Origin of the sequence: Maribacter algarum (ex Zhang et al. 2020) (assembly GCF_005885635.1) — a bacterium.
Lineage (GTDB): Bacteria > Bacteroidota > Bacteroidia > Flavobacteriales > Flavobacteriaceae > Maribacter_C > Maribacter_C algarum.
The window spans coordinates 1,253,453-1,271,882 of the sequence record NZ_VATY01000001.1 but is presented as its reverse complement, the minus strand read 5'-3'; the positions used below and the strand labels follow the sequence as shown (position 1 = coordinate 1,271,882).

18 protein-coding genes and 1 pseudogene are annotated in these 18,430 nt (G+C 37.9%); 7 read left to right on the top strand and 12 right to left on the bottom strand.

The window, feature by feature from the left end:
• The first annotated feature begins 349 nt into the window (after positions 1-349).
• On the top strand, positions 350-904 hold the full coding sequence (locus FEE95_RS05460) for a GNAT family N-acetyltransferase (protein ID WP_138656812.1): 555 nt from the start codon (positions 350-352) through the stop codon (positions 902-904).
• A gap of 105 nt (positions 905-1,009) precedes the next feature.
• Here the strand turns inward: FEE95_RS05460 and FEE95_RS05455 are convergent, their stop codons facing one another.
• Entirely contained in the window at positions 1,010-1,945 is a 936-nt protein-coding gene (locus FEE95_RS05455; RefSeq protein ID WP_138656811.1) for a helix-turn-helix domain-containing protein, read from the bottom strand.
• Positions 1,946-2,205: 260 nt separating this feature from the next.
• Between FEE95_RS05455 and FEE95_RS05450 the strand changes: the two genes are divergently transcribed.
• A complete protein-coding gene (locus FEE95_RS05450; protein ID WP_138656810.1) occupies positions 2,206-3,354 on the top strand; it encodes a serine hydrolase domain-containing protein in 1,149 nt (382 codons plus the stop codon).
• On the opposite strand, the gene FEE95_RS05445 is transcribed toward FEE95_RS05450, so the two are convergent.
• Complete coding sequence (locus FEE95_RS05445) at positions 3,351-4,505, bottom strand: methionine aminotransferase (RefSeq protein ID WP_138656809.1); 1,155 nt, start codon at positions 4,503-4,505, stop codon at positions 3,351-3,353. The two genes, FEE95_RS05450 and FEE95_RS05445, sit on opposite strands and share 4 nt — an antisense overlap.
• 62 nt (positions 4,506-4,567) lie before the next feature.
• Complete coding sequence (locus FEE95_RS05440) at positions 4,568-4,837, bottom strand: hypothetical protein (protein ID WP_138656808.1); 270 nt, start codon at positions 4,835-4,837, stop codon at positions 4,568-4,570.
• 147 nt (positions 4,838-4,984) lie between these two features.
• Here FEE95_RS05440 and FEE95_RS05435 point away from each other — a divergent pair, with 147 nt between their 5' ends.
• The gene (locus FEE95_RS05435; RefSeq protein WP_138656807.1) at positions 4,985-5,737 is read left to right on the top strand and encodes an XRE family transcriptional regulator; all 753 of its coding nucleotides are present in this window, start codon (positions 4,985-4,987) and stop codon (positions 5,735-5,737) included.
• Here the strand turns inward: FEE95_RS05435 and FEE95_RS05430 are convergent.
• On the bottom strand, positions 5,734-6,210 hold the full coding sequence (locus FEE95_RS05430; protein WP_138656806.1) for a very short patch repair endonuclease: 477 nt from the start codon (positions 6,208-6,210) through the stop codon (positions 5,734-5,736). The genes FEE95_RS05435 and FEE95_RS05430 overlap by 4 nt on opposite strands.
• Positions 6,211-6,403: 193 nt before the next feature.
• Here FEE95_RS05430 and FEE95_RS22490 point away from each other — a divergent pair.
• A pseudogene (locus FEE95_RS22490) lies at positions 6,404-6,664 on the top strand (helix-turn-helix domain-containing protein); the annotation flags it as partial.
• 48 nt (positions 6,665-6,712) lie between these two features.
• On the top strand, positions 6,713-7,261 hold the full coding sequence (locus FEE95_RS22295; RefSeq protein WP_238474502.1) for an AraC family transcriptional regulator: 549 nt from the start codon (positions 6,713-6,715) through the stop codon (positions 7,259-7,261).
• Positions 7,262-7,327: 66 nt separating this feature from the next.
• Here FEE95_RS22295 and FEE95_RS05420 read toward each other — a convergent pair whose 3' ends face one another.
• The 7 genes from FEE95_RS05420 to FEE95_RS05390 form a co-directional block, all read right to left on the bottom strand.
• Positions 7,328-8,074, bottom strand: a complete 747-nt coding sequence (locus FEE95_RS05420) for a succinate dehydrogenase/fumarate reductase iron-sulfur subunit (protein WP_138656804.1) — start codon at positions 8,072-8,074, stop codon at positions 7,328-7,330.
• 6 nt (positions 8,075-8,080) lie between these two features.
• Positions 8,081-10,084 carry a fumarate reductase/succinate dehydrogenase flavoprotein subunit gene (locus FEE95_RS05415; protein WP_138656803.1) on the bottom strand — a complete coding sequence of 668 codons (2,004 nt, stop codon included), beginning with the start codon at positions 10,082-10,084 and terminating at the stop codon, positions 8,081-8,083.
• Positions 10,085-10,086: 2 nt separating this feature from the next.
• A complete protein-coding gene (locus tag FEE95_RS05410; RefSeq protein ID WP_138656802.1) occupies positions 10,087-10,758 on the bottom strand; it encodes a succinate dehydrogenase cytochrome b subunit in 672 nt (223 codons plus the stop codon).
• 217 nt (positions 10,759-10,975) lie between these two features.
• Entirely contained in the window at positions 10,976-12,085 is a 1,110-nt protein-coding gene (locus tag FEE95_RS05405) for a Kelch repeat-containing protein (RefSeq protein ID WP_138656801.1), read from the bottom strand.
• A gap of 26 nt (positions 12,086-12,111) precedes the next feature.
• The gene (locus tag FEE95_RS22245) at positions 12,112-12,906 is read right to left on the bottom strand and encodes a collagen-like domain-containing protein (protein ID WP_212748421.1); all 795 of its coding nucleotides are present in this window, start codon (positions 12,904-12,906) and stop codon (positions 12,112-12,114) included.
• Positions 12,907-12,980: 74 nt separating this feature from the next.
• Entirely contained in the window at positions 12,981-13,538 is a 558-nt protein-coding gene (locus FEE95_RS05395; protein WP_138656800.1) for a hypothetical protein, read from the bottom strand.
• A gap of 402 nt (positions 13,539-13,940) precedes the next feature.
• Positions 13,941-15,626 (bottom strand): helix-turn-helix domain-containing protein, encoded by a 1,686-nt coding sequence (locus FEE95_RS05390; RefSeq protein WP_138656799.1) that lies wholly within the window; start codon positions 15,624-15,626, stop codon positions 13,941-13,943.
• Positions 15,627-15,929: 303 nt separating this feature from the next.
• Here FEE95_RS05390 and rimK point away from each other — a divergent pair, with 303 nt between their 5' ends.
• Positions 15,930-16,820: a 30S ribosomal protein S6--L-glutamate ligase gene (gene rimK / locus FEE95_RS05385; protein ID WP_138656798.1), complete on the top strand. Its 891-nt coding sequence runs from the start codon at positions 15,930-15,932 to the stop codon at positions 16,818-16,820.
• Entirely contained in the window at positions 16,798-17,766 is a 969-nt protein-coding gene (locus FEE95_RS05380; protein ID WP_138656797.1) for a succinylglutamate desuccinylase/aspartoacylase family protein, read from the top strand. Before rimK ends, FEE95_RS05380 begins: the two co-directional genes overlap by 23 nt.
• A 234-nt stretch (positions 17,767-18,000) precedes the next feature.
• On the opposite strand, the gene FEE95_RS05375 is transcribed toward FEE95_RS05380, so the two are convergent.
• Complete coding sequence (locus tag FEE95_RS05375) at positions 18,001-18,426, bottom strand: hypothetical protein (RefSeq protein WP_138656796.1); 426 nt, start codon at positions 18,424-18,426, stop codon at positions 18,001-18,003.
• Positions 18,427-18,430: the final 4 nt, after the last annotated feature.

Genomic DNA, 18,430 nt, shown 5'->3' with positions numbered 1-18,430 from the left:
CTTTACAACGTAATCAAGCAATTGATTGCGCCCCAACTACATCTGCAAAGATGACTAATATTTAAACCTACTACTATGGAAGCCCAAATGAACGCACCTACACAAAAAGAGATCCAAGTATACAAGAATGATTTCTTTAGTGGCATTATTATGTTAACACGCAAACTATTTATGTTATAGGTTCCAAACCCAAAGAATTTTCAAAAGCAGCTTCCCCAAAGGCTGCTTTTTTGTTTATTGTCATTCCCGCGCTTGCACTGAATTGGCTTCAGTAAAGCCTGGAATCTTTGTTGACCTTGCATAAGATAATCAAAGCCTTTACATTTAATGCATATTGAGAATAGTTGGTATGCCTCTTCACTTTAAAAAATGCACTTTCTTAGAATTGGTTGAGCTAGTAGAAATTTCTAGAAGGACATTTGTAGACTCTTTTGAAAAGGACAATGACCCCGAAGACTTCAAAGATTATATTGATTCGGCCTTTGAAAAGAGTAATATTGCAAACCAACTCAAGAATCCTTACTCCCATTTTTATTTTGCTTTTAAGGATGGACAACTCGCTGGATATTTTAAGTTGAACATTGAGGATGCCCAGACCGATATCAATTCCGAAGAAGCCATTGAGCTTGAACGTATTTATGTTCTAACAGAATTTCAAGGACAGAAAATAGGAAAGCATATACTTCAAGAAGCCATAAGACTAGCATCTCAGTTAAAAAAGGAATATATGTGGTTAGGAGTATGGGAGAAGAATACCGATGCCATTCGATTCTATCAAAAGAATGGATTTACGAAGTTTGGCACACACCCTTACTATATCGGAAATGATAAACAAACTGATTGGCTTATGCGGGTTGAATTAAAAAAAGCCTCTCCAGCAATGGAGAGGCTTCAAAATGGTTAGTGCAAAAGTACTAAAATTGCATCGTTTTTTTTAAGACTGAATTCTTAAAAAGTCTGGCAAAAGTAAGGAATAACGGTGTTTAAGAGTTCTGTATCTGTAAGAAGTTTAAGATACAGGACTCATTTTTTGAACTTTAATATAGCTTGAAGGTGTTTGCCCAGTGAATTTCTTAAATGCAGCGTAAAAATTTGATTTTGACTTAAAACCACACTCCAACCCAATTGATTCAATGGTGTAATTTTTGAACTGCTCTGCAACCAGCATCTCTTTTGATGCTTCTATTCTTAAAGTGTTGATATAGTCATTAAAATTTTGATCACTATTTGTGTTGATCAATTGCGACAAATACCCTGGGCTTATATTAAACTTTTCCGCTATTTCGGATTGATTTAGGTCCATATCTAAATATCGTTGTTCCTCAATGATATAAGAATGTATTTTACGATACGTATTTGCACCGTTTTTTGAAACTGTACTAAATGAATTTTTGGGCTCCCCCCATAAGGTGGATCGGTATACACCAACATAACCCATGTAGTAGCCGGCAGTTGATACCATTAGAAAAAGAGTATAAATCAACCAAGTATGATCGATGTCGAATTGGATTAAAGAAATGGTAATAGAAACACCAATAATCCCTATTCCTGCTACTAGAGCTAAGAAAGACATATACCATTCCTGTTCTGGGTTTTTTTTCTTCCCTGTTTTAGTTGCCGGCGCATTAGTTTTAAGCATTTTATAAATATGATAACCGACAATTGCGTTAAACAAAAAAGAAATCCCATTGATATATAGCAATAAGCCGGGGGCATAATAATCAGGCATTTCAGCAATAGGCATTATACCATAATTGAAGAAGAAATGCACAAGGTGTAAAACAAAAACAAAGGCTACCGGAGTGAATAAATATAATGAGGTCGGAAAGCTTATATGTTTTCTAAAAATGACCTCATGGACATGTAAATAGAACATGGGTAATATTAACCATTGAATAGGAAGGTATAGCTTTCGAATAGCATTACTCTCTGATAAAAATTCCATATCGATTAAAATGTGCTGTACATTGCTCAGTGCAATAAAAACAACAAGTAACCCTAGAAATATATTACTTCTAATTCTTAGTTTTTTGAGCGTAAAAATGATGAAGGCAAAGATTAATCCTTGGATGGACCCAAGAATGATTAGGAGCTGAAAAATATTTAAATCAAATGTTTGCAATGAAATTAAAATTTGATTAACAGGTAAATCTTCGGGGTTTAAATATATAATATAACTTTAGCTATCTTAAAAAAAATAGAAAAATGACTTACAAAATAGTTCTATGGTTATTTTGCGCAAATTTTGCGGTTGCTCAAACCAATTATTACTTCCCTAAGCCTAATTCAACTTGGGAAGAAAAACTTCCTAAAGAAGTCGATGTCAGCCCAACAAAATTACAAATGGCTATAAGCTTTGCAGAAGAAAATGAATATTCAGGTTCGCGAGATTTGCGTATCGCTATTTTGAAAGGATTTGAAAGAGAGCCTTTCCATGAAATTTTGGGGCCAACGAAAAAGCGAGGTGGCCCAGCAGGAATGATTCTTAAAAACGGCTATGTGATTGCCAAATGGGGAGAGGTCAAACGTGTTGATATGACCTTTAGCGTAACAAAGAGCTATTTATCTACCATGGCGGGATTGGCAGAAGACAAAGGGTTAGTTGCAAGTACAAAAGACAAGGTGATCGATTATATATGGGATGGTACTTTCGACGGCGAACACAATTCAAAAATTACATGGGAACACCTACTTCAACAAAATTCGGCTTGGTCTGGCGAGTTATGGGGGGGTAAAGATTGGGCAGATAGACCTCCCAAAGAAGGTGGTATTGACGATTGGAAATTCGAAAAACCAAAAGAACCAGGTACGGTCATGGAATACAATGACGTTCGCGTTAATGTTCTGGCCTATTCGCTTACGCACGTTTGGCGCAAACCTATGCCTTTAGTGCTGAAAGAAAACATAATGGATAAAATAGGTGCTTCTACAACATGGCGCTGGCATGGTTACGAAAATGCTTGGACGGAGATAGATGGACTCAAAATGAAGTCGGTTACAGGAGGGGGTCATTCAGGAGGGGGAATCTTCATAAGTGCAGAAGATATGGCCCGTTTCGGCTTGCTTTTTTTGAATGATGGCAGATGGAAAGGGGAACAGATTATAAGCGAAAAATGGATTCAAAAAGCCACAACTCCTTCAAAACCAAATGTCAATTATGGATATATGTGGTGGCTCAATAAGAAGGGCAACCGTCATTGGGAAGGTCTTTCAGAGAATATTTATTACGCCGCAGGTTTTGGAGGCAACTTCATTGTCATAGACAAACAAAACGATTTAGTAGTGGTAACACGATGGCTTGAGCCCAGCAAAATAGGAGAGTTTATGAAGTTGCTGAATGAGGCTTTAGATTAGAGCTTATTCAATATCTCTGCAGCTTCTTGAAGCGTTTCTTCCTTTTTGGCAAAACAGAAACGGAGCATTCCGTCATTCCTATGGTTTAAGTTGAACTCAGATACTGGAATGCTGGCCAGTTTGTGTTCAAGAATAAGATGTTTTACCAAAGCATCATCACGTTCATCGCTAATATCGGAATAATCCAAAATTTGGAAAAAAGAACCTTGACTAGGGGTAAATTTGAAAAGCGAATTTTTAATTGCATCTAAAAAGAAATCTCGTTTTTGCTGATAAAAAGCACCCAGGTCTAGATAGTGACTTTCCGTTTTAAGATAAGTTGCGAGTGCGTGCTGAACGGGTCGCGGAACGCAGAAAACATTAAATTGGTGGACTTTCTGAAATTCTTTCATTAGCCCAGCTGGGGCGACGCAATATCCTATTTTCCAACCGGTGACATGAAAGGTTTTTCCAAAGGATGAGCAAACGATACTTCGTGTGGCTAAGTCCTCGAATCGCGATGCGCTTTGATGTACTTCTCCGTCGAAAATAATATGCTCATATACTTCGTCGCTCAATAGGATTATATTGGTGTCATGAAGAATTTCTTGTAATTGGAGCATGTCATTTTCAGAAAAAATACGACCAATCGGATTGTGCGGTGTATTGATAATGACCATTCTCGTTTTAGCACTTATTTTTGTCTTAAAAGCTTCCCAGTCAACTTGATAATTTGGAGCTTCAAGTTCTACATGAACAGTAATACCGCCATTCACCTCGATGGCTGGCTCGTAACAGTCATAAGCGGGTTTTAGAACAATTACCTCATCACCTACATGCACAAAAGCACTAATGGCAGTATAAATAGCCTGTGTAGCACCTGCAACCACTGTTACTTCCGTTTCAGGAGAATAATACCTGCCATGCTGTTTTTCGATTTTATCGGAAAGTACCTCGCGAAGTTCTGGTAAACCTTTCATACCTGCATATTGGTTATGTCCATCACGCATGGCTTTGCAGGCCAATTCGATAAGTTCTGGATCGGCTTCGAAGTTTGGAAAACCTTGTGACAAATCTATTGCATTATGTTTTCTGGCTAGGTCACCGACTATAGTGAAGATGGTAGTTTTGACATTCGGAAGCTTAGAATGAAATGATGATTTTAAGGGCATAGCAAAATTTATATCCTCTAAATTAGTTAATTAAGTTAACTAATTTAGATAGTCCTAAGTTTTTACAACAATTTATTAAGAAAATGTTTATCATTTTCTGCCTGCAACTGTCTTGCCAATGCATTGTCAAAAGCTATTTTTATAAGCTCACGAATCGCTTTTGAATTGGAATAAGTTAAACTATTTGTACGATATAGGACATCTCGAATTGTTGAGAAACTTACGTTTGTGATGGCAGCAACATTTGCAAAATCATCTTTGGTGGTATTCCTTCTCAGAATTATAGATAGTCTTTCATTAATTGGTTTTCCATACTCTTCTGGGTCAAACATTTTAGAGGATATCTTTAGGATTAGTATTCAGTTTATTAGCCGATGGGTTATTCCATTCAAAATATATATTTTCGTATTGTACAGTTAAATTGCGCATTTTGTTATATTTGTTTGTAATCGGATTACAATTATCTGTAATTTAATTACATGTATTACAAAATATGTAAGATTATTACGCAATATTACAATTTTATGTTTGTTTTAAAGCAACTAAGGCGGAAAAAAAAGATAAATCAGACAGATTTAGCACATGCTGTTGGGGTTAGTCTACGTACCATTCAATTGTACGAGAAGAAAAATGCCAATATCCCGATTAAGAATCTAACAAAAATTGCCAATTACTTTGAAGTTAGTATTGCAGAATTATACTCACACGAAGTAAATGAAGAGCAAGATATATACAAGTTAAGTTCAGCAACTTCAGATAGCACATTAACCGTCAAGAAGATAGATGCCAAAAAATGGATTGTCAATGCTCCCTTGGTGACGGTTAAAAAACTCCGTGACTATTGCCATGAAACTGAAAATCGAGAATTTTTAAAGAGCTTGCCGAGTTTAAGTTTTGTTGTTGAAAATATTGAATCCGGAACATACGTTGCCTTCGAAATTATGGGTAATTCCATGGAAAATGGTACAGCCGATAGCATTCCTAGTGGAGCAATAGTTCTTGCCAAAGAAATTTTACAGGAAGATTTGGAAATGAGAGGGAAAGTTAAAAACCCAAAGGCAATTATCATATTCGGAGAAAATATCCTATGTAAGGAAATTATAAACTATGATGAAAAAAGCAAACAGATTACTTGCCATAGTTTGAACACCTCCCCCGAGTATGCGGACTTTGAAATACCCGTTTCTGAGATAAAACAACTTTTTGAGGTAATAAAAAAGCAGACAGACTAATCTATTCCCATACCTTCTAAATGGACTAGTACTTGTTTGAGACAACTATCCAACTCTTTTTTTACAGCGGATTCCCAAAACCTGAAAACCGTGTAGCCAAGTCGTTCCAATTCAATATTGACCTCTTGGTCACGTTGCATGTTTCGCTCTATTTTGGCAATCCAGAATTCGCGATTGGTTTTTATTTTGGGTTTCTTTTCTTCCCAATTGTGACCGTGCCAGTATTCCCCATCTATAAAAATGACCGTTTTATATTTCTTAAGAACGATGTCTGGTCTGCCAATTAGATTCTTATAATCCACCAGGTAACGATATCCTTTGGCATATAAGGCTTTTCGAAATACAAGTTCAGGCTTAGTATTTTTACCTTGGATTTTACCCATAATCTTGGAACGTTCTGGGGTCGTATAGAAGCCTGATTCCTCATTAAAACGAGGGACTTTTATACGCTCTTCTGAATATTTCTTGGGCATGTATAAATGTATAAAAAGCATTCCTTAGGAAAAGAAATCTGGTCAATTTAACAAATCTTGCTACATTTTCATTTTGGTATAATCTGTACTTAAAATCTTTTACTTTTAAGGAACCAACTATCAATCATGAATAATAGGAATCCTCAGCAATTGATGTATATAAATCGCATCAATAAGGTGGTCGAGCATATTGATGAGAATTTGGATGCCGACCTTTCTTTGGAAAATCTCTAAAATAGCCTGTTTTTCGCCTTTTCATTTTCACCGTATTTTTTGCGCCTTACTTGAGGAGACACCAAATAATTATATTACCCGTAGACGAATAGAAAAAATAGCCGGCCGTCTTCTTTATTTAAGAAAGGACGATTTATTGACCAATTTGGCCTTGCAGTATGGCTTTAAGAGCATTCATTCTTTTTCCAGAAGTTTTCGGAAATTTTACGGAATTAGCGCATCTGAATTTCAAAAGAGAGGACAAAGCGAGTTTAGCAAGATTGGTAAAATGCAAAGCAAGAATGGTACAGAAAAGGTGTCATTTGAAAAATACTTTTACACCATTAATAATCTTAAAAATTGGTTAGAAATGAAAACACAAGTAGAAGTAAAAGAGATGCCAGAGCTAAAACTGGCACAAATTAGACACCAAGGTTCATATAGTGAAATTGGGAAGACCTTTGATAAGTTAATGAAGTGGGCCGGTCCACGGGGGTTACTTAATTTTCCAGAAACTAAAACTGCTGGTATTTATTATGACAGTCCTCGAGTTACTGATGCGTCAAAATTGCAATCGAGTGCGTGCATTACGATTGAAGACAACGTTGAGGTTTCAGGAGAAGTTAGTAAAATAACCATCCCGAAAGGGAAATTTGCGGTTGGACGATTTGAGCTTAAAATGAACGAATACGAACAAGCATGGAACAGTATGTCGCTCTGGGTACCTGAAAATAATTTCGAAATCCGAGATGGGCATTATCATGAAATTTATCATAATGATGTCAACCAACATCCTGAGGGTAAATTCATTGTAGATATTTGTATTCCTGTAAAATAGGGTTAACAAAAAATCCCAAACTCCAATTATTGGAATTTGGGATTTTTATATTAAGATTTATACAATTTATCCTTTCAAACTTGCCTTGTAATACTCCTTATTCATTCGAGCAATATTCTCCAACGAAATTCCTTTTGGACATTCCACCTCACAAGCACCTGTGTTTGTGCAGTTACCAAAACCTTCTATATCCATTTGGCGTACCATATTTTGAACACGCTCAGTAGCTTCTACTTGCCCTTGTGGCAATAGGGCAAATTGAGATACTTTAGCTGAAGTAAATAACATGGCGCTGGCATTTTTACAGGCCGCAACACAAGCGCCGCAACCAATGCAAGTAGCTGAATTAAATGCGGTATCGGCAATATCTTTACCTATAGGAATTGCATTTGCATCTAATGTATTTCCTGAGGTATTTACTGAAACAAAACCACCAGCCTGTTGTATTCGGTCAAAAGCACTTCGGTCTACAATCAAATCTTTTATTACCGGAAAAGCTTTGGCTCTAAATGGCTCGATTACAATGGTATCTCCATCATTAAAGCTTCTCATGTGCAGTTGGCATACCGTTATCAATCTATCTGGGCCATGTGGCTGTCCGTTGATTTGCATTGAGCAAGTTCCGCAAATACCTTCGCGACAATCATGGTCGAACTCTATGGGCTCTTCTCCTTTATTGATTAATTGTTCGTTTAGTACGTCTAACATCTCTAAAAAAGACATGTCTTCCTCAATACCCTTTAGAGGATACTCAACCATTTGACCTTTAGACGTAGCATCTTTTTGACGCCATATTTTTAGATTCAATTTCATAGCCTCTTATTTATAACTTCTTGTTTTCAGTTCTATGTTTTCGTACTTCAACTCCTCTTTGTGTAAAACAGCATCCTTAGGTTCACCCTTGTATTCCCATGCTGAAACAAATTTGAAATTTTCATCATCACGAAGTGCTTCTCCTTCTGGTGTTTGATATTCCTCACGGAAATGTCCACCACAAGATTCATTTCTGGTTAATGCGTCCTTTGCAAACAGTTCACCAAGCTCTAGGAAGTCGGCAACACGCCCTGCTTTTTCAAGTTCTTGGTTTTTCGAATCTGGGCTTCCGGGTACGCGAACATTCTCCCAAAAATCAGCTCGTAAAGCTGCAATTTCATCTATTGCTTCCTGCAAATCCTTGGCATTACGGCTCATCCCACATTTGTTCCACATGATTTTACCTAATTTCTTATGGTAATAATCAACGGAGTGTTCGCCTTTTCCTTCCATTAACTTCTCAATGCGATCTCTAACATGTTTTTCCGCTTCGTCAAACTCAGCAGTTTCTGTTGAAATAGCACCTGTTCTAATATCGTCAGATAGAAAATCACCAATGGTATACGGTAATACAAAATAGCCATCCGCCAAACCTTGCATCAATGCAGAAGCACCTAAGCGGTTCGCGCCGTGATCGCTAAAATTCGCCTCACCAGCTGAGTAACATCCGGGAATGGTAGTTTGAAGGTTATAATCAACCCAAAGTCCGCCCATGGTATAATGTACCGCAGGATAAATCATCATAGGTGTCTTATATGGATTTTGATCTACGATTTTTTCGTACATCTGAAAAAGGTTTCCATATTTGGCTTCGATGACTTCTTCGCCCAATGCGCGGATAGTTTTGTCATCGGCATTTTTCATTCCTGAGGTTAAGGCTTTTTCTGTTCCGTAACGCATGATTGCCGCACTGAAATCTAAGTAAACAGCTTCTCCTGTTTTATTGACTCCGAAACCAGCATCGCAACGCTCTTTTGCAGCTCTTGAGGCTACATCTCGCGGCACTAAGTTTCCGAAGGCAGGATATCTTCTTTCTAGGTAATAATCACGTTCTCCTTCGCCAAGTTGGGTCGGTTTTAATTTGCCTTCTCGGATAGCTTGTGCATCTTCAAGACGTTTTGGAACCCAAATACGACCATCATTTCGTAATGATTCTGACATCAACGTCAATTTTGATTGATGGTCTCCAGAAACAGGAATACAAGTGGGGTGAATTTGCGTAAAACAAGGGTTGGCAAAGAAAGCACCTCTTCGATGCGCACGCCATGCGGCCATTACATTACAGCCCATCGCATATGTGGATAGGAAAAACAGATTTCCATAACCTCCAGTGGCTAATACTACTGCATGTGCAGAATGACGTTCGATTTCTCCGGTCACTAGGTTACGCGCAATAATACCTCTCGCTTTTCCATCAACCTTGACCAAGTCGAGCATCTCATGTCTCGTATGGGATTTTATCTTTCCCCTTTTGATTTGACGATTCAAGGCAGCATAGGCGCCTAATAGTAATTGTTGACCTGTTTGCCCTTTGGCGTAAAAAGTTCTAGATACCAAAACACCGCCAAAAGAACGGTTATCTAACAGACCTCCATATTCTCGTGCAAAAGGAACTCCTTGAGCAACACATTGGTCAATGATATTCGTAGAAACTTCAGCCAAACGATACACGTTTGACTCACGAGACCGATAATCACCGCCCTTTACAGTATCATAGAAGAGACGATAAACACTATCGCCATCACCTTGATAGTTTTTAGCTGCATTTACACCTCCCTGAGCAGCAATTGAGTGCGCTCGACGAGGAGAATCTTGATAACAAAATGTCTTTACATTATAACCCAGTTCTGCCAAGGTAGCTGCCGCAGAGCCTCCAGCCAAACCCGTACCGACAACGATGATGTCGATGTTTCGCTTGTTCGCAGGATTGACAAGGTCAATGTGATTTTTATGATTAGTCCATTTATCGGCCAATGGCCCTGCTGGAACTTTTGAATCCAATATGCCCATACTTAATGTGTTATTGGGTTAAGGTGATGATAGATTGCGATTAGAATGAATCCTAATGGAATTGCAATCGCGTATACTTTAGTAAATGTTTTTATTGCCGAGGAATATTTGTTGTTTACGCCCATGGTTTGAAAAGACGAGGCAAAACCATGCAATAGATGCAAGGCCAAAAGAACAAAAGAAATGATGTATAAAACGGTTCGCCATATAGGCTCAAACTTATGCACCGTTTCTTCCAGGTATCTTGTGGCATTTTCGGGGTTATCCCCAAAATATTTATAGGTCATTTCTGGAAACCAGAAATCATAGAAATGAAGCCCTAGGAAAGCCAAAACCACAGCACCTGAAATCAGCATGTTTCTTGAAATCCAAGAAGCGTTCGCACTTCCTTTATAACTAGCATACTTCACGCCACCCCTAGCAGCACGGTTTTGAAGTTCTAGCATAAACCCCATTACAAAATGAACGATTACACCTAGTATCAATATAGGTTGAAGCACATATTGCACTAGTGGATTATACCCCATGAAGTGCGACCATGAATTAAAGGTGTCAGGCGCAATTACGGAGGTTACATTTATTACAAAATGCTGCCCGAGAAAGAAAACCAAGAAAAGACCTGAGAGGGCCATGACTACTTTTCGGGCAAGTGAAGATTTTATCAATGCACTCATTAGTTGTGTATTTAGCGGTACAAAAATACTGTAGAACCGAGTTATTAACAAACTTTAGAGTGCTTTAGTATGTTATTTGGATTGAATTTAAGCAAACCGCTGCGTTTGTTGAATTAATAGATGTTTTAGGCTTAAAATGATGAATGAGGTTTAAACAAAAAGCAGCACTCGAAAAATGCTGCTTTTTTAGATTTAAGGAACGCCACTATTTTAATCCTTAGTCAAAAGTCAAATCATCGATGGTATATGGGTCAATTGGAGTGAGAGTCCAAACATCTGATAAGCCCGTAGAGTTGTCATTATTCGAGCCGCCAATAATCCAAAATTTATTTTTGAAATAAACGGAAGAGTGCCGGGCTCTTTCGGGAAAGTTTAAACTCGCTTTGGCTTTCGACCAATTATTACCATCATCGGAATACAGAATATGGTTAGATGGTGTCCCATACCCAGAAGTATTCGGAGCCACATAATCCCCAGCTAATAGATACATTTTTTTATTATCCGTGACCAATTGATGTTGTATATATTTTGGAATACCAGTATTGTACTTTTCCCAGTTTAAGCCATCAGAAGTACTTGCTATTACAATATCATCATCCCAAGCTAAGTGGGTATAACCACCAATCAACCAAAGCTTATTGTCAAAAACCATGGCTTGATTACCAATCAGATCATGACACGATATATTTGCATCTACGTTTTGCCAATTGATACCATCACTACTTTTTTGAACAGCTTTACTGAAAGTGGGATTGTCTGAAAAGCCACCAAACACCCAAATTTCATCTTTAAAAACAGTAGCTCCAAAATCCATTCTTGACTGAAGATAGCCTCCTTGCCAAGTTTGGTGCATCATTTCCCATTCTATTCCATCAGAAGAGGACCAGACTTCATTATAGAAAGACATATCGTTAACATGTTTTCCATAGTTGTGATTAGGTGTGCCCCCTATTACCCAAATTTTGTTTTTAAAAACTACCGCAGAATGACCCCTACGAGGGTAAAAAACGGAACGTGTCTTGACTGTATTCCATTTAACACCATCACTACTATTCAAAATAGTATTACTTGCCTTGCCGTTCTTATGCCCACCTATGACCCAAATCTTGTCTTTAAAAACCACAGAGGCATGATCATGAATAGGGTTTAGATTATTTTCACTAATTAATTGCGCCTGCAAAGTTTCACTTTCTACTTCAAAGGAGGTTTTAAAGGAGGCTGACTTTTCGAGTATTGGTAGATTTTGGTCTTCTCCCAAATCACTTTTTTGACAAGCTGTTAAGGCAAAGAAAATTACCGAAACACCAATTTTAAGTATTGTTTTCATCTTTTATTGAGTTATATTAAATTTTCCTATTCTGGAATGCCAAAATGTGCAATGATTTCTTCGTAGCTCATCTTGGTATATTCAGGGATTGTAGATTTACCGCTCAAAGGAGTTCCACCAGGAATAACAACATATCGGTATTGTTCAATGAATGTAGCATCTCCCAAAGAGCCTCCGTCTAAAGATGATGCGGCAATTCTTATTCGCCCAGGATTGTTTTTGATGCTGAAAGAATAGTGTTGTTGAATATTGGCCGCAAGAATCAATGGCAGCACGTAGGTAGTGGTATTGATTTGTCCGCCACCTGCTTGAATTCTTCTTCCATAAACGAGTACAGTTCCTGTATTGTGTATTGCGGCAGAGAATTCAGGAAAATCAATATCAAAGGTTTGACCCGTTCCAACAATATTGCTTCCTAACTCAGTTGGGATCCAACTTGAATAAATGACGTTGGCAGTACCCGGATTGCCTTGCGGTCCTTGTGGGCCCTCTGGCCCTTCTGGTCCTTGAGGTCCGGTAGACCCTTGATCACCTTGTTCTCCTTCTGGTCCAGCTGGCCCTTGTTCTCCCTGTGGCCCCTGTTGGCCCTGCTCTCCTGGTTGCCCTTGAGGCCCAGCAGGTCCTTGGTCGCCTTGAGGGCCTGGCACTCCTAAAGCTTCCCCATCTTGACCTGCTGGCCCTTCTGGTCCAGCGATACCTTGTTCACCCATAGGGCCTTGTGGGCCAATAAGTCCTTCAACTCCATCGTCTGTGCAAGCCATAAAAAGACTGGCAATAATAACGATACTCATAAAACGATTCATTAATTTCTTTGTTTTCATTGTTCTCTGTTTTAAAAATTAAATATTCTTTAAATCCGGCGGAATCAAATCTGATCTTCTAAAAGGTTCATTGATTAATTGTCTCTAATTCTAGTAGTATGGGCACCAAAAACCACTGGTAGGTCTTCGGTAATGTTGTTCGATCTTCCAGATTCACCCCCATAATCTTCTACGGTAAATCGGAAAGTTCCATTGGTGACCACATTTCCTTGAGTTGTAAGAGTGCCAGTTATAATGCTTCCCGATAATGGGTCGTTTGGACTACCATGCCATTCCAATGAGGTAGAACCCGTCAACTCTGAAAAGTTCCATTCGCCGTGCAATGAAGGGTCAACTACCATACTGCCAGAGTGAACGCTGTACCAACCCATGTGATCCATACCACCTTCATCATTGCCGAAAAATGTGAATTCATAGGTCACCCCAACCCTTAACATTAAGGTGATGCTGTTGAAATTAGTATTCTGGGTAAAGGTGTGATCAAATCCATCGCCGATAATTCTGAAAGAGAAAGTGGGCGGGTCAGGATCTTCAGGTGGTACTTCAACAACGCAGCTTTGTATAACTATTACTAAAAATGCCAGAAATGACATGGAAATAATTGTTTTGAACATACTTTTTCTAGTTTTCATAATTTTATTTTTAAGGATTAATCTCTACAAACCTAGGCGCGATTTGATTTCAGAGTGTCCCGAATATTTAAGATTGAAAGAATCAGGACGCAATTTAAAAAGCTGATTTACAGATATATACATGCAAATTTTACCATTTGTAGTAAAATGGCTACTGTTCATCATTCATTTCTTGCCATACATACAAAAACGCTAAAAAAGGCATAATGGATAAGGACTACCTAAGCTGAAAGTTGTAATTCTTTTGTCATTGAGGGTAAAAGATTTCTCTTGTCTTACAGTTTTGAGTTGTTTACTTCATTTATTGTTAAAGGAAGAAAAATCCAACCTTCGGTTCTGTTAGCACACCATATGAAGAATAGCAGGTCTAGATTCTTTTTTATTTGTAAATCGGAGAAGAAATCAGGAGACTAAAAGACGCTTTTCCCGATATTCGGATGGGGTAAGGCCTGTATGTTTTTTAAAGGAAGAATAGAAAGCCGACTTCGAATTGAAACCTGCCTCAAGACCTATAGCAACGTTCGTGTAACCCGTAAAATCCGAATCTGTAAGCATGTATTCAGCATCTCGAATTCGATATGAATTAATGAAATCTGAGAAGTTGCTGTTACTTAATTTATTGACTAGCTGAGAAAGATATGGCCCGCTAATATTTAGTTTCTCGGCAACCGCTGTGAGGCTCAATTCCGGATTTTGATAAATCTTTCCCTTTTCTAGCAAAAGGCACAATTGTTTGTAGTATGCATTATCATCAGTAATTTCTGCAGTGGATTTTCTTGACAACAAACCCAGTTTTGTAGCTGTCAACTTGGCAATAAGTTGAAAAAGGAAAAGATGGCGTTCTTGAAAAAAGCCTTTTACAGAGTGCTCGGAATCCAGAACACCAAAAACTTTGTCCTCATAAATAATAGGCACGGCCAGTTCCGATTTGCGTGGAAGATCATCCTCAATATAGCGAGGATCTTTTGAGAGGTCATTGATAAGTTCCGAGTTCAGGGTTTGGGCAACAGTGCCCACGATTCCCTTTCCAATTGGAATTTCAATAGGGCTAAGTATTTTTCGCTCTCCTATATTTTTATTACCGTACGCCGCTTTTTGAATTAGTTTTTTACGTTCTGAATCTATAGAATAGATGACACAATCTTCTAAGTTCAATTTTGATATGCAATTTCCAACAATGTCCCATAAAATGTCCTTTGTATTGTTTTTATCAAAAAGAGAGGTGGCAAAATACCCTAAAATAGCTGTGGTTTCGAATTGACTTCCCTCTATAGCTTCCAATTCATTTGGTGTAAAGAGGGTACCCAAACCTTGTATGCCAAGTTCTTGTGCAACAGTATGCAATGAAGCTTTTTCTGCACTTTTTTTAAGGCTCACTTTCCTTAGGTGTTTAGTACCCAAAAAGCAAAAACAATAATAGAAGCTTATGAAGAAAATCCATAATGGGTAATAATAGGAATGCCCAGATGCATTCGCATTAATTTTTAAATAGAGAATGGTGCTTACCCACAATAAGCACAAAACCACCAAAGTAACGTATATACCCTTTAGCCAATTCGTTTTCTTCATTACAATTTGATATGGAAGATTACCAAAACTTCTTTCGTAATTATGGATGGTCCTATAATTCCATATGCCAAGTAATAATGAAAAGCCAACGGCTAGGTTTTCATCTATTTCAGCAACTATAAAAGCAACTGTTTGTTTCGATAGAAAGGCGTAATCAAAGAATACATTTACTTTAAAGAGGGTATAGAGGAGCAAGAAAGTGGTGAAAGGAAGTAGAAGTAGAAGACGATTTTTTTTAAAGGCATCCATTCGTCCTAAATAGGAAAATGTAAATGCCGTAAACAAAACGGGACTTAGAAATTGAAAAGGAATATAGAGAAGTAATAACCAAGGAAATCTATTTGTTAGTCCAATATCAATCAGAATTACTTGAATAATAACCAAGTTCGCTAAGATGGTAAACCATCTCAAATACACCATTGTTCGATTGTACTCCAAACGAACCAATTTGAAAATCGAAATAAAAATAATTAGGGAGGAAGAAACTAAAATCAAAATATTAAAAACGTTCCAACTCATGTGCAGGCTGTTTTTTACGGTTTTCTATTGTCAAAATTATACTAGCGAATAATTGAAACATTGGTCATATGTAACAAAGTATGCAAGAAACGTAACGGTTCAATAGATTTTAATATGTATTATAAAACACTGATTATTAGAACATTATGTATAAAAAGAATATGCTATTGTATATCTGGACTTATTTCTTGTATAAATGGGAATTAAAACAAAGTGTGGCCAATTTCTTTACAACGAATTGTTGTTATCGTATTTTTTGACCGATATTTAGGAACAAATTCTACAGCCAAGTAAACACTAACCATGGATATTGGACTTCTTTCTGTCAGTATGAACGTCTATTCTACCAAAAGAATAGCTGAAGAGGCTGAAAAATTAGGTCATTATATTGAGCGAATCGACCATACCAAATGTGTGGTAAAACTAGGCAAGGGAAAACCTCAAATATTTTATTTAGGAGAGAATATAACCAATGAATTTGATGCTGTTATACCCAGAATTGGTACAAAAGTAACACGGCATGGTGCTGCAATTGTAAAGCAATTTGAAATGAACGGAATTTTCAGCACCGCACGTTCATTGAGTATTACAAGAGCGCGAAACAAAGTTCGAACACTACAAATAATGGCTCGAAAGGGTATTCCTATACCAGAAACGTTATTTGCAATCAACCCTGATAATATTAGTGAACAAATTGAAATTCTCGGCGGTGCTCCTGTCATCATCAAACTTCAGGAAGGTACCCAAGGTTTGGGTGTGATTTTAGCTGAAACTCAAAAATCGGCCAAATCAATTATTGACACCTTTTATAAAATGGATACGAGTATTCTTATTCAAGAATACATTGAAGAATCTAATGGGGAAGACATCCGTATTTTTGTGGTTGGCAATAAAATTGTAGCAAGTATGAAGCGTTCTAGCGAAGTAGGCGAGTTTCGCTCAAATGTTCATCGAGGAGGAAATACTGAGGTTATCAAACCAAGTCCGAAAGAACAGCAAATCGCCTTAAATGCTACCAAACATATTGGCCTTGGTGTTGCAGGAGTTGATTTGATTAGATCTAAAAAAGGCCCCCTATTGATTGAAGTAAATGCTTCCCCAGGTTTACAGGGCATTGAAGCTGCAACTGGAGTGAATATTGCAAAGGAAATAATATTATATGTGGAACGAAATGGACGTCGTAGAAGAAAATAAGGATATTGTTGTTGGTGGGCAAACGGTTTCTCCTGGAGAAGACAAACTACTTAAAATAAGCATTGACCGCCTGCCTACGGGTACCCTGATTGACATTCCAGTCTACGTTTTCAATGCTAAAAAACCAGGTCCAACGATTTTAGTTCAAGCCGGATTACACGGTGATGAAATCAATGGCATTGAGATTGTACGCCGTATGCTGGCAGAAAAACGATTTAGAGTCAAAAAAGGTGCTGTCATCGCGGTTCCTATTCTAAATATCTTCGGATTCATACATTTTTCCAGAGATGTTCCTGATGGAAAAGACGTCAACCGAAGTTTTCCAGGAACTAAAACAGGCTCGATGGCCAGTAGGATGGCATATCATTACGTTACCGAAATCATGCACCAAATAGATTACGGGATTGATTTGCACACAGGAGGAGGGCAGCGGCATAATTTCCCACAGATAAGATATACCGCTGAGGATGAGAAAAGTGCAGAGTTGGCTGAGGTTTTCAATGCTCCTATTTCCTTCCCCTCAAAGTTGATTAAAGGTTCCTTTCGAAACGCCGCCTTTAGAATGAACAAACCAACCGTGGTATTTGAAGCGGGAGAAAGTATGCGTTTTGATGACTATTCCATTGTGGAAGGTATGCAAGGCATTTCGAATGTTTTAAAACACTTTGGAATGATTGCCGATATAGTGCCCAAATATGTTGAACGAAACAAAACGATTCACCTAAACAGTAGGAGGTGGTTACGAGCTCCAACTGCAGGGATGTTTATTCCCAAGGTTACCAATGGCAGTGAGATTTCTAAAGGACAGGTTTTAGGTATTATTACGGATACTTTCGCTAAACGAACCAAACAAATCAAGGCTCCATTTGATGGCTATATCTTTTGTGTTAACCACCAAGCGGTAGTCAACCAAGGTGAGGCCCTTTTTCATGTGGGGATGGTTTAAAATTCATTTGAAATCGAATTCAAAATACACGCTTCAAACCGACTCATCGGTCTGTTTACGCATGCTTTTTACCGATGAACGCCCATTTTGTAACGTTTTATCGATGTTTCACAAACAGAAACCGGATTTACTTTTTTATGAGAGCTATATTAATAACAAAAAACCGACCATATGGTCGGAAGGCTGTATTATGGTTATTAAAAGGAAGACGATTGAATTTTATCAAAAACAGTGTTAAACGAACACCTTTTTAGCAGTTATTTTTTCAACACTCCAATTAATAGCCTCCTCTAAATCAGTAAACTTTCGAATGGACTTGCGAAAGAACAACCTTTCAAGATAAAGGCTCACTACATTTCCTTTAGTATACCCAACTACGGAGTAGAAATTTAGTTGGTGCCTATTTTTAAAGAATTTAATCCAATCGGTTGGTACAACATAATAGCTGTTGATTCGATTTGATATATAAGCGATTTGTGCATCTTTACCCAAGACCTCGTGTGCAGCTTGTATAACCTTTTGGGCCATGTTCCAATTGAATATCACACCATCTTTCATTTCCGAAATCACGAGACCATCAAAGAAGTAGAAGATACCAAATTCGAATTCACGTACTTGCCGTATATTCTTGAAGAAGTCGATGTTTTTGACACTTTTCATTATC

Bases quoted from the DNA above. Each gene is read 5' to 3' on its own strand.
- FEE95_RS05460 (WP_138656812.1), top strand. From the start codon at position 350: ATGCCTCTTCACTTTAAAAAATGCACTTTCTTAGAATTGGTTGAGCTA.
- FEE95_RS05455 (WP_138656811.1), bottom strand. From the start codon at position 1,945: ATGGAATTTTTATCAGAGAGTAATGCTATTCGAAAGCTATACCTTCCT.
- FEE95_RS05450 (WP_138656810.1), top strand. From the start codon at position 2,206: ATGACTTACAAAATAGTTCTATGGTTATTTTGCGCAAATTTTGCGGTT.
- FEE95_RS05445 (WP_138656809.1), bottom strand. From the start codon at position 4,505: ATGCCCTTAAAATCATCATTTCATTCTAAGCTTCCGAATGTCAAAACT.
- FEE95_RS05440 (WP_138656808.1), bottom strand. From the start codon at position 4,837: ATGTTTGACCCAGAAGAGTATGGAAAACCAATTAATGAAAGACTATCT.
- FEE95_RS05435 (WP_138656807.1), top strand. From the start codon at position 4,985: ATGTATTACAAAATATGTAAGATTATTACGCAATATTACAATTTTATG.
- FEE95_RS05430 (WP_138656806.1), bottom strand. From the start codon at position 6,210: ATGCCCAAGAAATATTCAGAAGAGCGTATAAAAGTCCCTCGTTTTAAT.
- FEE95_RS22295 (WP_238474502.1), top strand. From the start codon at position 6,713: ATGCAAAGCAAGAATGGTACAGAAAAGGTGTCATTTGAAAAATACTTT.
- FEE95_RS05420 (WP_138656804.1), bottom strand. From the start codon at position 8,074: ATGAAATTGAATCTAAAAATATGGCGTCAAAAAGATGCTACGTCTAAA.
- FEE95_RS05415 (WP_138656803.1), bottom strand. From the start codon at position 10,084: ATGGGCATATTGGATTCAAAAGTTCCAGCAGGGCCATTGGCCGATAAA.
- FEE95_RS05410 (WP_138656802.1), bottom strand. From the start codon at position 10,758: ATGAGTGCATTGATAAAATCTTCACTTGCCCGAAAAGTAGTCATGGCC.
- FEE95_RS05405 (WP_138656801.1), bottom strand. From the start codon at position 12,085: ATGAAAACAATACTTAAAATTGGTGTTTCGGTAATTTTCTTTGCCTTA.
- FEE95_RS22245 (WP_212748421.1), bottom strand. From the start codon at position 12,906: ATGAAAACAAAGAAATTAATGAATCGTTTTATGAGTATCGTTATTATT.
- FEE95_RS05395 (WP_138656800.1), bottom strand. From the start codon at position 13,538: ATGAAAACTAGAAAAAGTATGTTCAAAACAATTATTTCCATGTCATTT.
- FEE95_RS05390 (WP_138656799.1), bottom strand. From the start codon at position 15,626: ATGAGTTGGAACGTTTTTAATATTTTGATTTTAGTTTCTTCCTCCCTA.
- rimK (WP_138656798.1), top strand. From the start codon at position 15,930: ATGGATATTGGACTTCTTTCTGTCAGTATGAACGTCTATTCTACCAAA.
- FEE95_RS05380 (WP_138656797.1), top strand. From the start codon at position 16,798: ATGGACGTCGTAGAAGAAAATAAGGATATTGTTGTTGGTGGGCAAACG.
- FEE95_RS05375 (WP_138656796.1), bottom strand. From the start codon at position 18,426: ATGAAAAGTGTCAAAAACATCGACTTCTTCAAGAATATACGGCAAGTA.